Raw genomic sequence first — 17192 nt, 5'->3', positions numbered from 1 at the left:
AGTGCCGGCGCCTGGAAGAGCGCGCTAGTTGTTCAGGGTCGTCAGGGTCTGTGCCCAATAGCGATCGATCTGACGCACAAGTTCCGGTGGCACGGGGGTGTAGCCCAGCGCACGTGCATCCCTGGCGCCGGCTGAATAGGCCAATCTGAAAAGGTCGAGCACGCGCTGGGTTCGCTCACCACCCCGATCCTTGGGCATGACCGCGTAGGTGACGGCAGCCATTGGATAAGCGCCGGCACCCGGCATATTGGTTGTATCGGCAAGGAAATGCCTGGAAGCGTCCCACGCAATATTTGCCAGGCCTGCCGTGAAGCTTTCAGGTGCGGGCGCGACGAAGGCGCCGGCTTCATTGAGCAACTGCACGACGGGCAGACCAGCGCGCACCACCTGCCCATATTCGAGATAGGTGATGCTGTCGGCCGTCGCTGCAGCCAGCGCGACCAGATTGCCGGTGCCTTCTGCGCCCTGCCCTACAGGCCAATCGATCAACGTCGCAGTTCCAAATTTCTCACGCCATTCGGAACTGGTTCTGGAAAGATAGCTGGTGAAGACGAATGTCGAGCCGGAGCCGTCCTGGCGCCGCAGCACCTTGATCGGGCGGTCCGGCAGTTGCATGTCGGGATTGAGTGCGACGATCGCCGGGGCCGACCAGGTCCGGATCTGGCCCGAGAAGATGCCGGCCAGGACCGGACCGCTCAGGCGCAACTTGCCAGGCTCGACTCCGACAACGTTGGCCACCACCGCGATGCCACCCATGACGATAGGAAATTGCGCCACATTGCGCCTGGCGATCTCCTCCAGCGAAAGCGGTGCATCGGTCGCGGCGAAATCCATCTCCGGCTGCGAAAGCCGCATGACGCCGGCCAACGAGCCGACCAGTTCGTAGTCGACGCTCCAGTCGAGGGTAAAGTAGTCGCCTCCGTCGGCCCGCGCCTCTTTGTAGGCCTTGGCCCAGGCCGAAATGACCGGCGCGGCAAAGGTCGAACCCGCACCACGAATTGGTTCTGCGCCAGCGGGTAAGGCCGATAGCAGTGCCAAGAAGATCGCCAGGCAAAATGCCCATGCCCCTGCAACTTGTCTCACGAGCGTCCCCTGCGTTCGTGAGCAAACGCTAGTGACCGCCCGTAACGCTAAGATGACAAGCTTAGGAGACTTTGCCGGACATCCAACCGTTCGGCATGATTGAGGGTTGGGTCATCCCTCAATCGGCTGTGCAGTTGCAGCGCCGCTGCGCACCAGAAAAGAAATCACGATCGCAGCCGAGGTCAGTGCTCCTGCCACAGCAAAGGTGATCCGCATCCCGGTGGCGATGGTCTCGGGATGCGAAACCGATCCGTCGACAGTGCCCGACACGAAGGCGAACAAGGCCCCCATGACCGATGCCCCGGTGATGAGCCCGAGATTGCGCGACAGGCTCAGCATGCCCGAAACGACGCCGCGCCGGTCCGGGCTGACATCCATCATGACGGCCGTGTTGTTGGCAGCCTGGAACAATTGATAGCCAGGCGTCAGGACGGCGATGCCCAGGACGTAGCCGGCGACACCGAAGGAGGTTGGAACCGCGGCCAGGACAAACGCGCCGATCGTCATCAGGACCAGCCCGACGGTGACAACGAACGAAGCACCGAGCCGGTCGACGATCCGGCCAGCCGGAATGCCCGTCAAGGCCGAGATCACGGGACCAACCGACATCACCATGCCGACGAAAGCTGCATTCAATCCGAGAGCACGGGCAAGATAGAACGGCCCGACCACGAAGGTGACCATCATGACTGTGGAAACCAGCGCGTTCATCGTCAGGCTGCCACTGAAAGTAGCGTCGCGGAATGCGGCCAGCTGGATCAACGGCGAAGTCACCCTCGCCTCGACCTTGATGAACAACCCGGCTCCGAGAGCGGCGGCGACGAACAACGTCACATTCAGCCATCCCATATGCGAACCACCTACCGTGGTGGCGAGCGCATAGGCAGCAAGTGCAAGGCCAAGCAACAGCGTTCCAGGAGCGTCGAAGCCAGCGCCCTTTCCAACCGGCCTGGAACTCGGCAGGAAACGGCGGGCCAGGAAAAGGTTCAGCACAGCGAGCGGCACCATCACCAGAAAGATCGCCCGCCAGCCTGCCGCGGTCAGCAGGACCCCGCCCAGCGAAGGGCCAAGCGCAGTACCGATTGCCGACATGGTGCCCAGCAATCCCATGGCGCTCCCGGTCCTGTCCTTGGCGACGGTATCGCGCACGAAGGCGATGCTGAGCGCCATCAGGACAGCGGCGCCAAGTCCCTGCAAGGCACGCGCGCCGATCAGCAGCCAGAGCGAAGGCACGACGCCGCACAGGCCCGAGGCAAGCGCGAAAAGCGAGATACCGCCAATCAGCATGCGTCGATGCCCCACGAGATCACCGAGCCGCCCCGCCGAAACGATGGTGATCGTGACTGCAAGCAGATAAGCCAGCACAACCCATTGCACGCGCTGGAAAGACGCATCGAATGCCTCCGCCAGGGATGGCAAGGCGACGTTGGCGATGCTGATGCCAAGCGAGGAAAGCAGCATCGACAGTGCCAGGCTGATCAGCGCCCAGCGGCCGGTGCCATCTGGGGCCTGTGCTGTTGTCGTGTCATGCTGGCTGACGTTCGATTGCATGGTCTGTCTGCCTCCGCCGATTAACTCGGACAGAGAGGTAGCGTCAGATATCACATGGCGGAAGACGCACCATTTGCACTTTATTCGTGCATCTAACGCCTCATCAAAACACGGAACATGCGTTATGCTGGACGAATGCCACACCCGGATCTCAACCTGCTCGTCACCCTCGATGTGCTGCTTGCCGAAGGCAGCGTTGCCCACGCGGCCAGAAGGCTGCGGCTCAGCCCCTCGGCCATGAGCCGCGCGCTGGCGCGGTTGCGCGAAGCCACCGGCGACCCGTTGCTGGTCCGGGCCGGTCGCGGCCTTGTCCCCACACCGCGTGCGCTTGAACTGCGCCAGCACGTCGGCCGTATCGTCGAGGAAGCCGAGGCAGTGCTGCGCCCCGCAGAAAAGCTGGACCTGACAAGGCTCACGCGGACATTCACCATGAGGAATTCCGACGGTTTTGTCGAAAACTTCGGGCCTTCCCTGCTTGCACGCATTGCCCGGGAGGCACCCGGTGTACGCATGCGCTTCGTACCGAAACCGGACAAGGACAGCACACCGCTGCGCGACGGCAGTGTAGACTTGGAAACCGGCGTGATCGGAAACACCACCGGACCCGAGATCCGGGCACAGACCCTGTTTCGAGACCGTTTCGTCGGCGTCGTACGGGTCGGGCACCCGCTATGCGAGGGTATCGTCACCGCCGAACGCTATGCCGCCGGGCATCATGTTCTCGTCTCGCGCCGAAATCTCGACAAGGGACCGATTGACGACGCCCTGGAAATCCTTGGATTGCAACGACAGATCGCCACAACGGTCAGCGGGTTCCTGGAAGCGCTCGTCTTTGCACGGGCGGCTGGCCTGATCGCCAGCGTTCCCGAACGCTACACCGGCCACCTCAGGGATGGCATGTTCCGCTTCGCGCTCCCTCTTGCCTTGCCGGAAATCACCATCTCGCTCTTGTGGCATCCGCGGCTCGATGCCGATCCGGCCCATCGCTGGCTGCGCGGTTGCGTGCGCGACATCTGTGCCGAAAACATCAAAGCCACCGGCGTTACCGCCGATGGCTCTGATGTTTTCTGACTTGCCCGCTTCTTAGAGAGAAGAGGTGATCTGCAGTTCGTCGACGCCATCGCGGCGATAGATATCGTCGCGGAACTGTACGACGCCAGGCCCCGTCGACCAGGCCGAAACATAGGTGAAGTAGACCGGAACCGGATTGGTGACCGCAACAGGAGTGTTGTTGCCCGTCTTGATGGTTTCCTCGAAGTGCTGGCGGCTCCAGCCCGGGGTATCGCGCAGGATCCAAGTGACAAGGTCGCGCACATTCTGCACGCGCACGCAGCCCGAGGAATCAAAGCGCATCAGCTTGCCGAACAGGCTCTGCTGCGGCGTATCGTGCATGTAGACGCCGTCCGGGCTGGGGAAATTGATCTTGACCGACGCCATGGCGTTGCCGGTGCCCGGATCCTGGCGGAAACGGTACTTGACGGCATCTTCCGTCGACCAGTCGACGGTGGTCGGATCGACTTCGGAGCCATCCGGCGCGAGCAGGCGGATATGGCTGTCCTTGAGGTAGTTCGGATTCTTGCGCATCAGCGGAATGATGTCCTTGCGGACGATCGACACCGGCGCATTCCAATAAGGATTGACGATGATCTCGTTGATCTTCGAATTGACGATCGGCGTCTGGCGGTCGATCTTGCCGACGATCGCCGTATGACGCAGCACGACGCGGTCTCCCTCCACCGCTTCGATCTGCGCTGCCGGGATGTTGACCATCACGTAGCGATTGCCGAGAAAGCCGCCCATGGCGCGCAGGCGCACCAGGTTGGTTTCGAGCTGACCGAGCCGCACCTGGGCCGAGATGTTCATCGCAGCAAAGGTGTATTTGCCGGTGACGCCGTCGGCCGGCAGGCCATGACGGGTCTGGAAACGCTTCAACGCAGCATCGACATAGGAATCGAAGGATTCCGACAGGCCGGCATTCTGCGGCAAATCGCCGGATACCATCAACCGCTTGCGCAGCGGCACGACGTCGGGATCGGAAACGCCAAGCTGGAGCTTCTTGGTCGCGGGCACTTCCGGCCAGCCGCCCTGAGCCACGATGTCACGATACTGGCCAATGGCCTGCTCGGTGTAGGTCACGGTCTGAGGGCTGAAGATCGGCAGCGTCGAAGCGACCTTGCCGCCCTGCGTCGCGCGGGCGTCAAATGTGTCGTCCCAACTACCCTGCCCTGAGGCCTTCAGGATACCATCCACGGCGTCCTGGGCACTGGCGGCGCCGGCGGCAAAAGCCACGGCAAGCGCGGAAGCTCCGGTGAGAAACAGGCGACGGCTGGTGTTCATGGGCGTTCCAGACTTGTTCAACAATTCGACGATCGGCCAGTGGGCCTGGTTAGCGGCCCGCACTCTATGGTTGCCATCCTTAACATTTAGCCAACCATATCTCGCATCTCGCTGCCGGAAAACGCACATTCGCGAGAGCGGACCAGCCAGCCAGATTGGCTGCACCGTCCTGTTTCTCGCTTTCACCGGAATATGGCGGCAATTAGGCGCAACGCCCGCGCATTAGACCTACGTCGTACGAAAGAAAGGGCCAGTGCCTTTTCAGCACCGGCCCAGTCCGGAGATTTAGAGCATTTTGTAGCCAAGTGGAAACACCTGGCGTTACAACAATGCGGCCGAAACAAAACTCGGAGCGTTTCCGCGAAAAGCGGAAACGCTCTAGATCTCCTCCTCCCCGCTCTTCGGCGTGGTATCTCGCCGCGACGAAGACGTCGCGGAGCTCCGCCGGCAATCCGACGGGCGATCACGAACCAGCCGCTTACATGCGGTAGGCGATCGTGTCGTTCCAGAAGCGGTCGAGGCGCTGCAGGGCACGGTTCATCTGCTTGAACTCGTCCTGGTTGATGCCGCCGACATGCTCGATCGAGCCGATATGGCGCTCATAGAGACCGGCAACCACCTCAGCCACCTCATTGCCCTTGTCCGTCAGGCTGACGCGGACCGAACGACGGTCGATGCGCGAACGCTGATGGTTGATGAAGCCGAGGTCGACGAGCTTCTTCAGGTTGTAGGATACGTTCGAGCCGAGATAGTAGCCACGCGAGCGCAGCTCACCGGCGGTCAGTTCGGCATTGCCGATGTTGAACAGCAGCAGAGCCTGGACAGCATTGATGTCGGAACGGCCGTTGCGATCGAACTCATCCTTGATCACATCAAGCAAACGCCGATGAAGACGTTCGACCAGCTGAAGGGATTCCATGTAAAGCGTGCGGATGGACTCGCGGCGTTCATCGATAACATTGGCGGTCTTCGCCACAGGACGCGAATTGATCATTGTCTTTGCCTCTCGTTTGTCGCCCGGTGATTTTTTGTTTTTTGTCACCTTGATCGCGACACTATCGAATACCTATAAAATTCGACTTAAACGCCAGGGCTAACAAGAGCTTACCGGTAAGAGGTTTCGAGAGAGGGTTAATAAAAAGCCTGCCGCGGGAAGAAAATTAACCTAAAGATTTAGCGAACGGCCAAACGGCTTAAATCACACGCGCTGGCGGCGGCGCTGGAAATGCACGACGAGCCGCAGCGCCATGTAGATCAGGGCCACGGCGGCATGTGCCGCGACGATCGGCCAGCGTTCGCCGAAGAGCTGTGGGAAGCCCACATACATGATCGTCTCGGTCAGGGCGCAGATGACCCAGATGACAGGCCCCCAGGAGGCCAGCATCCACAGGCCGGCGGCGGCAAAGGGGAAGAACACCGCCAGCGTTGCCGCGGCGAGTTGCCAGTGCACAGGCATCAGGTCGAAGCGCCACAGAGGTCCTGGATAGAAACCGATCAGACGAACCCAGTAGAGCACCCCGAACAGCAGGCAATAGACGGCAACGATACGCTGGAACCATTCGAAGACGAGTTCCGTCGTCGAAGGTTCCAGAACCATGCGGCTTTGCGCGGCATCGTTCACAGTGCCAGTTCCCGCTCGCCGAGCGACGCGAAGTATGGATCGACATCCTCCGGGGAGACCGCCCCCAACCCTGCGGGTCGCCATTTCGGCTGGCGATCCTTGTCGACGATCGCCGCGCGGATGCCTTCATAGAAATCGTGGCCCTGCAGCATGCGCACCAGGATGCGGAACTCCATCCGCATGCAGTCGTCCATGGCCAGCGAGCGGCCGGCATGAATCTGCCGGAAGGCAACATTCAGGCTGGTTGGCGAACGCTGAGCCATGATGGCCAGTGTTTTGGAAGCGAATTCATCGCTGGCTCCCGCTTCAAGGCTGGCGATGATCTCTGCCAGGGTATCACGTGAAAAATGCCGCGAGATCGCTTCGCGCACCGGCTCCCCGGTCTCGGCTTCGGCAGCGACGGCATGCCGCCGCAATGCCGCGTTCACATCTCCGGTCTCGGTCAGGTCCTGGACGAAAACAGCCTGGTCGGCCGCTTTGATCGCGTGGGTCGCCAAGCCGGACCACAGCGCATCGCCATAACGGATGCGCTCTCCCGTCAGTGCAAGATACACCCCGAAACTGCCCTCGAGGCCCGGCAGCAGATGGCTGCCGCCGACGTCCGGAAAAAAGCCGATGCCGACCTCCGGCATCGCAAACTGGGCGTTTTCTGTAAGCACCCGGTAGGAGCCATGAAACGACAGGCCGACACCACCGCCCATGACGATACCGTCGATCAGCGAGACATAGGGCTTGGCAAAGCGGGGAATGCGCGCGTTCAACCGGTACTCGTCGGCAAAGAACTCGATTGGGGGGGTGCCGGCCTTGCCGCCTTCATAGACAGCCATGATGTCGCCGCCGGCGGAAAACGCCCTGCCCTCGCCCCTCAGCAGCACCAGGTCGATCTCCGGATCAGCCTCCCAGGCATCCAGAGCGCGCGATAGCGCATTGATCATGCGATGCGTGATGGCGTTGAGTGCCTGGGGGCGGGTCATGGTCACGACGCCGGCCCGGCCAATCCTTTCGAAGCGGATTTCCTCGCCGCCGCCAAAATCGATTGCCATAGAATCCTCATTCATATGCTTTGGAAGTGCTAAGCGTCGCCCTCCAGCGCGTCAATGCCACCCTTCCGGCAAGCCGGCCCCGACCGAGTGTGGAACGCACTGCGACCATCCGCGCCGATGCTGGCACAACCAGCCGCATTGGTCGCTCCGGCCCGCACGTGTTAGAAAACCGCCAATCGGAGTTTTGGCCATGAACAAGTTCGCCCCCACAAAACCTGCCGGCGCCCGCAACGTCGACGAAATCACCGGCTCGCGTCGCCTGCGCCGCATGCGCAAGGCGGACTGGTCGCGCCGGCTGGGCAGGAAAACCGCCTGACCGTCGACGACCTGATCTGGCCGATCTTCCTGACCGGCGGAACGAATATACGCGAGCCGATCGATGCGATGCCTGACGTCTTTCGCCTCAGCATCGATCAGGCGGTTCGCGAAGCCGAACGCGCCGCCAGGCTCGGTATTCCGGCGATTGCGACTTTCCCGAACATCGAGGCCACACGCAAGGATGAGGCCGGTTCGCACATTCTCGATCCCGACAATCTGATCAATGCCGCGACGCGCGCCATCAAGGCGGCGGTTCCCGACATCGGCATCATCACCGATGTCGCGCTCGACCCCTTCACCAGCCACGGCCACGACGGCATCCTGCGTGACGGCATCATCGTCAACGACGAGACGGTCGAGCAGGTTGCGGCCGCCGCCGTGCTGCAGGCGGCCGCCGGCGCCGACATCATCGCGCCGTCCGACATGATGGATGGCCGTATCGGCGCAATCCGCGACGCGCTGGATGCCAATGGTTTCCAGGACATCGCCATCATGTCCTACGCGACCAAATTCGCCTCCGCCTTCTACGGCCCCTATCGCGAGGCGATCGGCACGCAGGGACTGCTGAAGGGCGACAAGAAGACCTATTACATCGATCACGCCAACAGCGACGAGGCCGTTCGAGAAGCCGAACAGGACCTTGCCGAAGGCGCAGACATGCTGATGGTCAAGCCGGGCTTGCCCTATCTCGACATCATCCGTCGCCTGAAGGACGAGTTCGCCATGCCGACCTTCGCCTACCAGGTGTCGGGCGAATACGCGATGATCAAGGCGGCCGCAGCCAATGGCTGGATCGACGGCGAAAAGGTGATGCTGGAATCGCTGCTGGCGTTCAAGCGCGCCGGCTGCGACGGCATCCTCACCTATTTCGCGCCACGAGTGGCCGAAATCCTGAAAGGATGAAGCTGAGGCATGGTGTTCCGCTGGGCAGCCAGGACGATTGACGCCTTCTCGCTGACCGGTCTGGCCCTCGCGACGCTGTTCTTCTGTGCATCGCTGACACCAAGCCTCATTCCACGTGAAAGCATCACCCAAGGCATTCTGTCTGGCCTGAGTTTCTCTTGTGGCTATGGCGTCGGTGTCGCCCTGCGTGCGCTCTGGACCTACATGGAACTGCCGCGCACGAATCCGCGTCGGCTGGTTTCCGCGTCGCGCGTAATCCTTCTTGCCTGCCTGATTGCTGCCGTCTTTTTCCTGATCCAGGCGTCCAGTTGGCAGGATTCCATCCGCATCCTGATGGGCATGGCACCGGCCAACAAGGTCGGCCCCTTCGAGGTCGCAGTGATCGCGCTGGTGACCTTCGCGGTCGTTATCCTGATCGCACGGCTGCTCGCGCGCGTATTTCGCATCATTGCAAATCGACTGCGCCCCCATGTGCCCCGGCGTGTTGCCGGGGTCGCCGGACTGGTCGTCACCACTCTTCTGTTCTGGTCCGTGGTGGATGGCGTGCTGCTGCGCTTCGCGATCCGCGCCATGGATTCATCCTACCGGGAACTGGATCAGATCATCGATGCCGAGACAAAGCCGCCAACCGATCCCCGGAAGACCGGCAGTTCGGCCTCGCTGATCAACTGGCAGGGGCTTGGCAAGATGGGGCGCAGCTACATTGCCTCCGCGCCGAGCGGCAATGAGATCGCCACCCAGACCGGCCAGGGCGGGAAGGAACCGATCCGCGTCTATGCCGGCCTGAATTCCGCCGGAACGGTAGAGGCTCGGGCAAGACTGGCGCTCGAAGAACTGGTGCGGGTTGGCGGCTTCGAACGCTCCGCACTCATCATCATCACGCCGACGGGGACAGGCTGGGTGGATCCCGCCGGAATAGATCCGGTCGAATATTTGTACCGGGGCGATATCGCGAGCGTCGCCATCCAGTATTCCTACCTGCCGAGCTGGCTCTCCTTGCTTGTCGAGCCGGGTTACGGCTCGGAAGCTTCACGGGCGCTGTTCACCCAGGTCTATGGATACTGGAAGAAACTGCCGAAAGATCGGCGCCCGAAACTCTACCTGTACGGACTTAGTCTCGGCGCGATGAATTCAGATCTGTCGAGCGATATCTATGATGTCGTTGCCGACCCGTACCAGGGCGCCGTGTGGGCGGGCCCACCCTTCCCCAGTCGGACCTGGAAAAGTGTCACCGCGGGCCGCGTCGCCGGCTCGCCCGCATGGCTGCCTCGTTTCCGCGACGGTTCGGTCATCCGCTTCACCAGCCAACGCAATGCGCTCGATCTCGACGGCGCGCCATGGGGACCGATACGGGTCGTCTATCTGCAGTATGCCAGCGACCCGATCGTGTTTTTCGATCCTCATGCTGCCTACAGCAAGCCGGACTGGATGAAGGGCGAACGCGGGCCCGATGTCTCGCAGCGCTTCCGCTGGTTCCCGATCGTCACGCTGCTGCAGCTGACCGTCGACATCGGGCTCGGCACGACCACGCCAATGGGCTACGGGCACGTCTACGCTCCCGAGCACTATATCGATGCCTGGATGGCCGTTGCACAGCCGCCCGGATGGACGGCTGAGAAGGTCGATGCGCTGAAAGGCTTCTTTGTCGCTCAACGCAAGGCCGAATGACCGGCCAAATCAAAGTGTTAGAGCGTCCTTTGCGCGTCCGAAGGGACGCGCGGCGCTCTAGTATTTCTGCGGCACGTAGAGTTCCGGCGGCAACACGGTACGTTCATACTCCGGATTGAACACGCGTTCCGGCAGCGTGATTTCGTCATGCGGCACTGTTTCATAAGGAACCTGCTGCAGCAGGTGATCGATGCAATTCAGCCGTGCGCGCTTCTTGTCGTTGCCTTCAACGATGAACCAGGGAGCCTCCTGGATGTTGGTACGCGTCAGCATCTCTTCCTTGGCCTTGGTGTACTGTTCCCAGCGCACGCGCGACTGCAGGTCCATCGGCGAGAGCTTCCACTGCTTCATCGGATCGTGGATGCGCATGAGGAAGCGCATCTGCTGCTCCTCATCGGTGATCGAAAACCAGTATTTGACCAGGATGATGCCGGAGCGGACCAGCATGCGCTCGAACTCCGGCACGTCGCGGAAGAATTCCTCGACCTGGTCGGCCGTGGCAAAGCCCATCACCCGCTCGACCCCTGCGCGGTTGTACCAGGAGCGGTCGAACAGCACGATCTCGCCGCCTGCCGGCAGATGCGGCACATAGCGCTGGAAATACCACTGCGAGCGCTCGCGCTCGGTCGGTGCCGGCAGCGCGACGACGCGGCAGATGCGCGGGTTGAGGCGTTGGGTGATGCGCTTGATGACGCCGCCCTTGCCGGCCGAATCGCGGCCCTCGAAAAGCACCACCACCTTGGCCTTGGTGTGGGCTACCCACGACTGCAGCTTGATCAGCTCCGACTGCAATGTCAGCAATTCGCGGAAATAGACCTGTCTTTCGACAGATGGCGGATGCGAACGCTTGTAGATCTTGGCGATCTCTTCGGAAAGCGCTGGCTCCGACAGCTCGAGCTCATAGTCCTCGTCGAGCGTGTCTGCCAGCTCCGCCTCCAGCCAATCAGCAGCGGGGGAATTGCGTTCCAGTTCGGTCATGATATCGCTCCGCGTTCGCACCGTGAGCCGACCAATATCCGCGGGCAATGACGGTTTTATTGCAATTGCGGAACCAAAACGCGCCCTACGATGAAATGAAGCGCCAGACCTTGTCGTCGGGCTCGACCTGTCCGCTCAGCACGAAATATTTGTAGAGCACCAGGAAACACAGCGCCCTTTCGGTCGGCTCGTCCAGAAACTGGCGGCAATAGGCCTGGGCCGACGCGATGATACGCTCCGCCTGTTCGGGATGGCGCTCGAAGAACGCAAACTTGTCGGCGATATCCGAGAAATCGGGCGCAAGCTGCACATAGTGCTCATCCGGCTTCAGATGGCCCTCGCAGAACCAGATCTCATTGGTCGGTTCCGGCATCAGGCAGAGCGAATTCGAACTCATGATCCATTTGAGATTCGTCGCTACGTCATAGCCTTCAAGCGAAACGATGTAGCGATAGCGCTTCTGGTCTTCGACGCTCATGAAAGGCTTGTGGTGACGTTCCGGCGCATGAGTGGCGGGCGACCCGACATCACAGAACGGCAACCCCTGCGCAGCGTCCAGAAAAACCAGGCGCATGGGATTGTTCATGTCGCCGCGCCAGACGACCCCGGGTTGTTTGTCGGCAAACCGCACCGGATCGTCCGGCATCTGGAAATGCCGCAGCTTGTCCATCTTGAACAGCACGGCGTTGGCATTGTTTGCGCCGATCGGACGGTTCTTGACGATCGAAGGGACATCAGGAAGTCCACGAACGTCGCCGAACTCCAGGTCCAGACGCAGGTTAGGATCGAAGTAGCGGGCGAACTCCTTGAGATCGTAATAATACATCGATGGGCGGCGCGGCAGTGTCGCGATCGTCACGGCCGCCGGGCTCGGTGTGAACGGCTCCCGCAGCTTGTTGTAGTAATTGAGTCGATCGAGAAGCACGGGGCCGCCGCGCAAGGCAGTCGTCAGCGCCTGGTCCAGCCTACGGCGGAAGAGCAATTGCGGCGCGCTGTCGCGAACAATGTTGCGCGCGTAATAAAAGACCTTGCCAGTCCTGCGACGAATATTACGCATCGAAATTCCAACGCAAAAGCCCGCGCAGGCTTTTAGCGTCACGGGTCCTGCTGCGCCAGACAATCCCGAGAGAAAACAGTCAAAGAATGTGACGAAACATTATCAGGAAACAATGCGGTGCCCCCGGCTCGGCGGGCGCCCTTTTTTCTAGGCCGCAACGACAGCGAAACCACGGGCGCGCAGGCCGCGGCGCTCGGCCTGCAATGAGCCGACGAGGCGATCACGGCTGCCGCCGATGTGCCGGATCAGGAGGTCCGCAGCGTCGTCCGCTCGCCCTGCCCGCAGAGCGGCCAGGATAGCTCTATGTTCCTGCCAGGCCCGCTCCGATGCAGCCTCGTCACGAATTTCCAGCCATCGCGCCCGCGACAGCCGGGTCATGGCATCCCGCACGGCGCGAAACAGGAACTCGTTGCCGGACAGGCGCGCCAGCTCGACGTGGAAGTCGGTACCGACCCGATGCCATTCTTCCCTCGGCGTATCCGCTCCGCAGGAATCAAGCATTGCCTCAATCGCATCGAGGCCGCTTCTGTCTTCCAGCGCCGCCGTCAATCGCGCGGCAGCAACCTCGACAGCCTGACGATAGACCGCGATCTGCTCGATTTCGGCAAGGTTGATCGGTGAAACCGTCCAACCCCGCCCGTCGCGCGACACAAGTCCCTCCGTCTCCAACCTGAGCAGTGCCGCACGCACTGGCGTGCGCGACGCCCCGAAACGGCTTTCCATCCAGCGCTCGGTCAACTTTTCGCCCGGGCCGATGTCGAGGCCCAGGATCATTTCGCGAAGCTGACGCTCTACCTGCAGCATCTGTGACATCGCGACTTTCTCCCTCTCGCCATTGGCCCATTGACTCCGCAATGTCCGCGCCTGATACGGATACCAAATTGGTATCCCAAATCGGGATACAAGACAACGCAGCGAAGAGCAACGCCATGTCCGATGAAAGCACCACGTCCGGGGAAGCAGGCTACAATATCCACTGGCGCCGCAATCTCGTCGTGTGCTTCGTCGGCTCCTTCACCACACTGGTGGCAATGACGCTGCTCCTGCCCTTCCTGCCGCTCTATGTGGCGGAGCTGGGCGTCAGCGATCATGCGGGGATCGTTCAATGGTCGGGCATCGCCTATGGCGCCACCTTCCTGGCAGCGGCCCTGGTCGCGCCATTGTGGGGCCGGCTGGGCGACCGCTATGGCCGCAAGTCGATGCTCGTGCGCGCAAGCTTCGGCATGGCGGTGTGCATGTCGCTGATGGGTATGGTCCAGGACGTCTGGCAGTTGGTGGCCTTGCGCCTTCTGATCGGCCTGGCCGGCGGTTATTCCTCAGGATCGACCATTCTGGTCGCCATGCAGACGCCGAAGGATCGTTCCGGCTGGGCTCTCGGAACACTTTCAGCCGGCATCATGGCGGGCAATCTGGTCGGACCGTTGATTGGCGGTGCCTTGCCGCCCAGGATCGGCATCCGCGCGACCTTCCTGATTGCTGGCGGCGTCATCTTCCTGGCGTTCCTCGCCACGACCTTCCTGATCCGGGAAAATCGTCGACCCACCGCAACTGAAACAAGGAAGAAGCAGGCGGGCAGTTGGTCACGCATCTCCGACAAACGACCGGTGGTGGCGATGCTGGCCACCGGCATGCTGTTGATGTTCGCCACCATGTCGATCGAACCGATCATCACCGTCTATGTCGCCGAACTGGTGACGGATTCTGCGAAAGTGACTCTGGTTGCCGGCTTCGTCATGTCGGCGGCGGCACTCGGGGCGATCCTGTCGGCCCCGAGGTTGGGCAAGCTCGCCGATCGCGTCGGCCACTGGAGCGTGATCATCGGCGCGCTGCTGGTGGCAGCGCTGCTGCTCATTCCGCAGGCGTTCGTCACCGAAAGCTGGCAACTGATCGTGCTGCGCTTCCTGATGGGCCTGGCGCTGGGCGGTCTGCTGCCCTCCGTCACCAGCGTCATTCGCCACAATGTACCGGACAGTGTCGGCGGCAATGTCCTGGGTTATTCGATCTCGGCGCAATATGTCGGTCAGGTCGCCGGACCGGTTCTCGGCGGTTTTGTCGGCGGTCATTTCGGCATGCGCGCGGTTTTTCTGTTCACCGCGGTGTTGCTTGCACTGGGCGCGCTCTTCAACTGGATCGTGCGCAGCCGCTACGAACAGCCGCAGTCCGCGTAACGCCCAAACCGTGCGATCCTGCCTCGATTTCCAGGCGTCGTTCCCCAGGACCTGGTTTCGCGCATTTCCGCCCTTGCTGATGGAACTTCAACAATGAACTCTTCCCGTTTCGCTTTTGAACCTTGCGCGCCTCTGGTGTTGGCAGGAGGTCTCAGCGGCGCCGCGGGCGTGGCGCTGTCGGCGGCGGCCGCGCATGTCGGTGGTGCCTTTACCGGCACGGTCGCATCATTCCTGCTTACCCACGCGCTCGCGCTGCTCGCGATCGGGCTGGTCGGTGGCAACAGGATACTTCGCCTTGGTGGGCTGGTGCTGCTGGTGGGATTGATCCTGTTCTGCGGCGACCTGCTCGCCCGTGATTTCCTGGGCGGGCGACTGCTGCCCTTTGTGGCACCGACCGGCGGCACGCTGCTGATCCTGGGATGGCTGACGACCGCAGCGTCGGCATTTGCAGGATCAAGGACCTAGGCGCCGGATTTTTCCGCCTTGCGTGCAAGCCGCATGGCGGCACCATCCAGGATCAGACTGAGTCCCGTTTCGAACAGGGCCGTGTGCCCCCCTTCGCGATAGCGCGCCAATCCCGCCGACAACAGCGGAAAGTCACGCGCCGCATCATCGAGTTCCGCGCCTCGGCCCGGCCCTTCAGGATAGTCGGACTGCTCCTCGATGACGCAACCGAGCGTGTAGCGACCGAGTGCGATAAACAGCATCATCGCCTCACCCACCTCAAACCCCTGTGCAACCAGAAACGCAGTCTTCGTCTCGATATCCTGCAATTCATCGGGTTCGACTTCGGTGCCCGCATGAACCCGGCCGGCATCCCGGTACGCCAGCAGCGCAGCGCGAAAGCTGCGCGTATTGTCAGCGAGGTAGCGTCGCCAGTCGCCACCTTCCGTCGGCAACGGATGGTTGTGACTGCGCTCCAGGATCTCCCTGTTCATGGCATCCAGCAGCGCGCGCTTGTTCTTGAAATGCCAATACAAGGCCGGCTGGCGCACCTGCAGCCGCTCCGCAAGCAGGCGCGTAGACAACGCATCCACCCCCACTTCGTTGAGCAGTTTCAACGCCTCTTCGACGATGCGTGTGCGGTCGACCTTCATTGGCGTCTCCTCTCGAGAACAACATCCTCATTGCATCCAAAATTTATCAATGATAAGTGAATTTATCACCGATAAATTTTGGACTCGTCATGAATCGCTCGATCGCCATCATCCTGGCAACGGTTGCCCTCACCGCAACCGGTATCGGGCTCACCATGCCGGTCATTCCGGAACTGCTGCGCGAAGTCGGCCACACCGGCGATCTCGGCTGGCGCTACGGTGCCTTCCTGGCACTCTACGCGCTGATGCAGTTTGTCTTCTCACCGTTGCTCGGCGCGCTGTCGGATCGTTTCGGCCGCCGCCCACTGCTCTTGATGTCTCTGGCTGGCGCCACGGTGGACTACCTGTTCATGACCCTCGCCCCGACGCTGTGGCTGTTGTTCATCGGCCGGGCGATAGCCGGCGTCACCGGTGCCGTGTCCGCGGTCGCGTCGGCCTACATTGCCGACGTGACGCCCGAGGACCAGCGTGCACGGCGCTTTGGGCAGCTCGGCGCGGCCTTCGGCGTCGGTTTCATCGCCGGGCCAGCCATCGGCGGTCTGCTGGGTGGTATCTGGACGCGTGCCCCCTTCCTTGCCGCCGCGGTCCTGAATCTGGTCACCTTGCTCATCGCCATGCTGGTCCTGAAGGAGCCAAAACGTGCGAGCATCGAAGCCACGACCGTTTCGCTCAACCCCTTCGCTCCCTTGCGCTGGGCACTCGGCTTTCCATTGCTGCTGCCATTGCTTGGCACGACCATTCTGCTGGCCATGGTCGGCGAAGTCGGAGGCACGATCTGGGTTGTTTATGTCGAGGACAAGTTCGCCTGGGATCCGCTCACTGTCGGCATTTCGCTGACCTTGTTCGGCCTCTTCCACGCCCTGGCCCAGGCCTTTCTGGCCGGGCCTCTCAGCGAAAGGTTGGGTGAAAAGAAAGCGCTTGCCATCGCCATCGCCGCCGACAGCACCGCCTACATCCTGATCGGACTGGCAACGCACGGCTGGATGGTCTTCGCCCTTCTGCCCATGCTCTGCCTTGGCGGCATCGGCGCACCAGCGCTGCAGTCAATGATGACCGCAGGAGTTGACGCGAACAGTCAAGGCCGGCTGCAGGGCGTGATTGCCGGGCTGACCAGCCTTGCTTCCATTGTCGCGCCTCTCGCGATTTCGACCACCTATTTCGCCACGCGATCGACGTTTCCCGGGCTGGTCTGGATCGGTGGCGCAGCTCTTTATCTTGTCTGCGTCCCGCTGCTGACCCTGAAGCCTGGCAACAGGATCGCCGCCTGATCGGCTGCCCTGTTGTGCAAGCAGCGATCTGGCGATCCCGCTTATGAAACGCCGAACAAGGTCAAAGTGGTTGGTTTGAGCCTCGTTCTGCTCATTTGGA

At 61.7% G+C, this 17192-nt stretch carries 15 protein-coding genes and 1 pseudogene; 6 read left to right on the top strand and 10 right to left on the bottom strand.

Annotated features, from left to right (window positions below):
* Positions 1-24: 24 nt before the first annotated feature.
* Positions 25-1038: a phosphate ABC transporter substrate-binding protein PstS gene (gene pstS / locus C1M53_RS24820; protein ID WP_210214705.1), complete on the bottom strand. Its 1014-nt coding sequence runs from the start codon at positions 1036-1038 to the stop codon at positions 25-27.
* Positions 1039-1194: 156 nt separating this feature from the next.
* Positions 1195-2634: an MFS transporter gene (locus C1M53_RS24815; RefSeq protein WP_129414654.1), complete on the bottom strand. Its 1440-nt coding sequence runs from the start codon at positions 2632-2634 to the stop codon at positions 1195-1197.
* 135 nt (positions 2635-2769) lie between these two features.
* On the opposite strand from C1M53_RS24815, the gene C1M53_RS24810 reads away from it, so the two are divergent.
* Positions 2770-3705: a LysR family transcriptional regulator gene (locus C1M53_RS24810; protein WP_129414653.1), complete on the top strand. Its 936-nt coding sequence runs from the start codon at positions 2770-2772 to the stop codon at positions 3703-3705.
* Positions 3706-3717: 12 nt separating this feature from the next.
* Here C1M53_RS24810 and C1M53_RS24805 read toward each other — a convergent pair whose 3' ends face one another.
* The 4 genes from C1M53_RS24805 to C1M53_RS24790 form a co-directional block, all read right to left on the bottom strand.
* Positions 3718-4971 carry a L,D-transpeptidase family protein gene (locus C1M53_RS24805; RefSeq protein ID WP_129414652.1) on the bottom strand — a complete coding sequence of 418 codons (1254 nt, stop codon included), beginning with the start codon at positions 4969-4971 and terminating at the stop codon, positions 3718-3720.
* Between the two features lie 478 nt (positions 4972-5449).
* Positions 5450-5965 (bottom strand): MarR family winged helix-turn-helix transcriptional regulator, encoded by a 516-nt coding sequence (locus C1M53_RS24800; protein WP_054311167.1) that lies wholly within the window; start codon positions 5963-5965, stop codon positions 5450-5452.
* A gap of 204 nt (positions 5966-6169) precedes the next feature.
* Entirely contained in the window at positions 6170-6568 is a 399-nt protein-coding gene (locus C1M53_RS24795) for a DUF6163 family protein (RefSeq protein ID WP_129414651.1), read from the bottom strand.
* Between the two features lie 20 nt (positions 6569-6588).
* On the bottom strand, positions 6589-7629 hold the full coding sequence (locus C1M53_RS24790; protein ID WP_129416357.1) for an enoyl-CoA hydratase/isomerase family protein: 1041 nt from the start codon (positions 7627-7629) through the stop codon (positions 6589-6591).
* A 196-nt stretch (positions 7630-7825) separates the two neighbouring features.
* Here C1M53_RS24790 and hemB point away from each other — a divergent pair.
* Both hemB and C1M53_RS24780 read left to right on the top strand, forming a co-directional pair.
* Positions 7826-8856, top strand: a pseudogene (gene hemB / locus C1M53_RS24785) (porphobilinogen synthase).
* Between the two features lie 9 nt (positions 8857-8865).
* Positions 8866-10524 (top strand): alpha/beta-hydrolase family protein, encoded by a 1659-nt coding sequence (locus C1M53_RS24780; RefSeq protein WP_129414650.1) that lies wholly within the window; start codon positions 8866-8868, stop codon positions 10522-10524.
* A 57-nt stretch (positions 10525-10581) separates the two neighbouring features.
* Here the strand turns inward: C1M53_RS24780 and ppk2 are convergent, their stop codons facing one another.
* From ppk2 to C1M53_RS24765, 3 genes are all read right to left on the bottom strand, one after another.
* Complete coding sequence (gene ppk2 / locus C1M53_RS24775; protein ID WP_129414649.1) at positions 10582-11502, bottom strand: polyphosphate kinase 2; 921 nt, start codon at positions 11500-11502, stop codon at positions 10582-10584.
* A gap of 85 nt (positions 11503-11587) precedes the next feature.
* Positions 11588-12559 carry a glycosyl transferase family 90 gene (locus C1M53_RS24770; protein WP_129414648.1) on the bottom strand — a complete coding sequence of 324 codons (972 nt, stop codon included), beginning with the start codon at positions 12557-12559 and terminating at the stop codon, positions 11588-11590.
* A 147-nt stretch (positions 12560-12706) separates the two neighbouring features.
* Positions 12707-13372: a GntR family transcriptional regulator gene (locus tag C1M53_RS24765; RefSeq protein ID WP_129414647.1), complete on the bottom strand. Its 666-nt coding sequence runs from the start codon at positions 13370-13372 to the stop codon at positions 12707-12709.
* Positions 13373-13488: 116 nt separating this feature from the next.
* Here C1M53_RS24765 and C1M53_RS24760 point away from each other — a divergent pair, with 116 nt between their 5' ends.
* Together C1M53_RS24760 and C1M53_RS24755 are read left to right on the top strand one after the other, a co-directional pair.
* Positions 13489-14727: a multidrug efflux MFS transporter gene (locus C1M53_RS24760; RefSeq protein ID WP_129414646.1), complete on the top strand. Its 1239-nt coding sequence runs from the start codon at positions 13489-13491 to the stop codon at positions 14725-14727.
* Between the two features lie 93 nt (positions 14728-14820).
* Positions 14821-15192 (top strand): DUF423 domain-containing protein, encoded by a 372-nt coding sequence (locus C1M53_RS24755; RefSeq protein ID WP_129414645.1) that lies wholly within the window; start codon positions 14821-14823, stop codon positions 15190-15192.
* Here the strand turns inward: C1M53_RS24755 and C1M53_RS24750 are convergent.
* Entirely contained in the window at positions 15189-15824 is a 636-nt protein-coding gene (locus C1M53_RS24750; RefSeq protein ID WP_129414644.1) for a TetR/AcrR family transcriptional regulator C-terminal domain-containing protein, read from the bottom strand. The genes C1M53_RS24755 and C1M53_RS24750 overlap by 4 nt on opposite strands.
* A gap of 89 nt (positions 15825-15913) precedes the next feature.
* Between C1M53_RS24750 and tet the strand changes: the two genes are divergently transcribed.
* Entirely contained in the window at positions 15914-17092 is a 1179-nt protein-coding gene (gene tet / locus C1M53_RS24745; RefSeq protein ID WP_129414643.1) for a Tet(A)/Tet(B)/Tet(C) family tetracycline efflux MFS transporter, read from the top strand.
* Positions 17093-17192 lie beyond the last annotated feature (100 nt).

This window comes from Mesorhizobium sp. Pch-S (genome assembly GCF_004136315.1).
Taxonomy (GTDB): Bacteria; Pseudomonadota; Alphaproteobacteria; order Rhizobiales; family Rhizobiaceae; genus Mesorhizobium.
The sequence above is the reverse complement of the archived record's forward strand: the minus strand, read 5'-3'. Positions and strand labels throughout refer to the sequence as shown.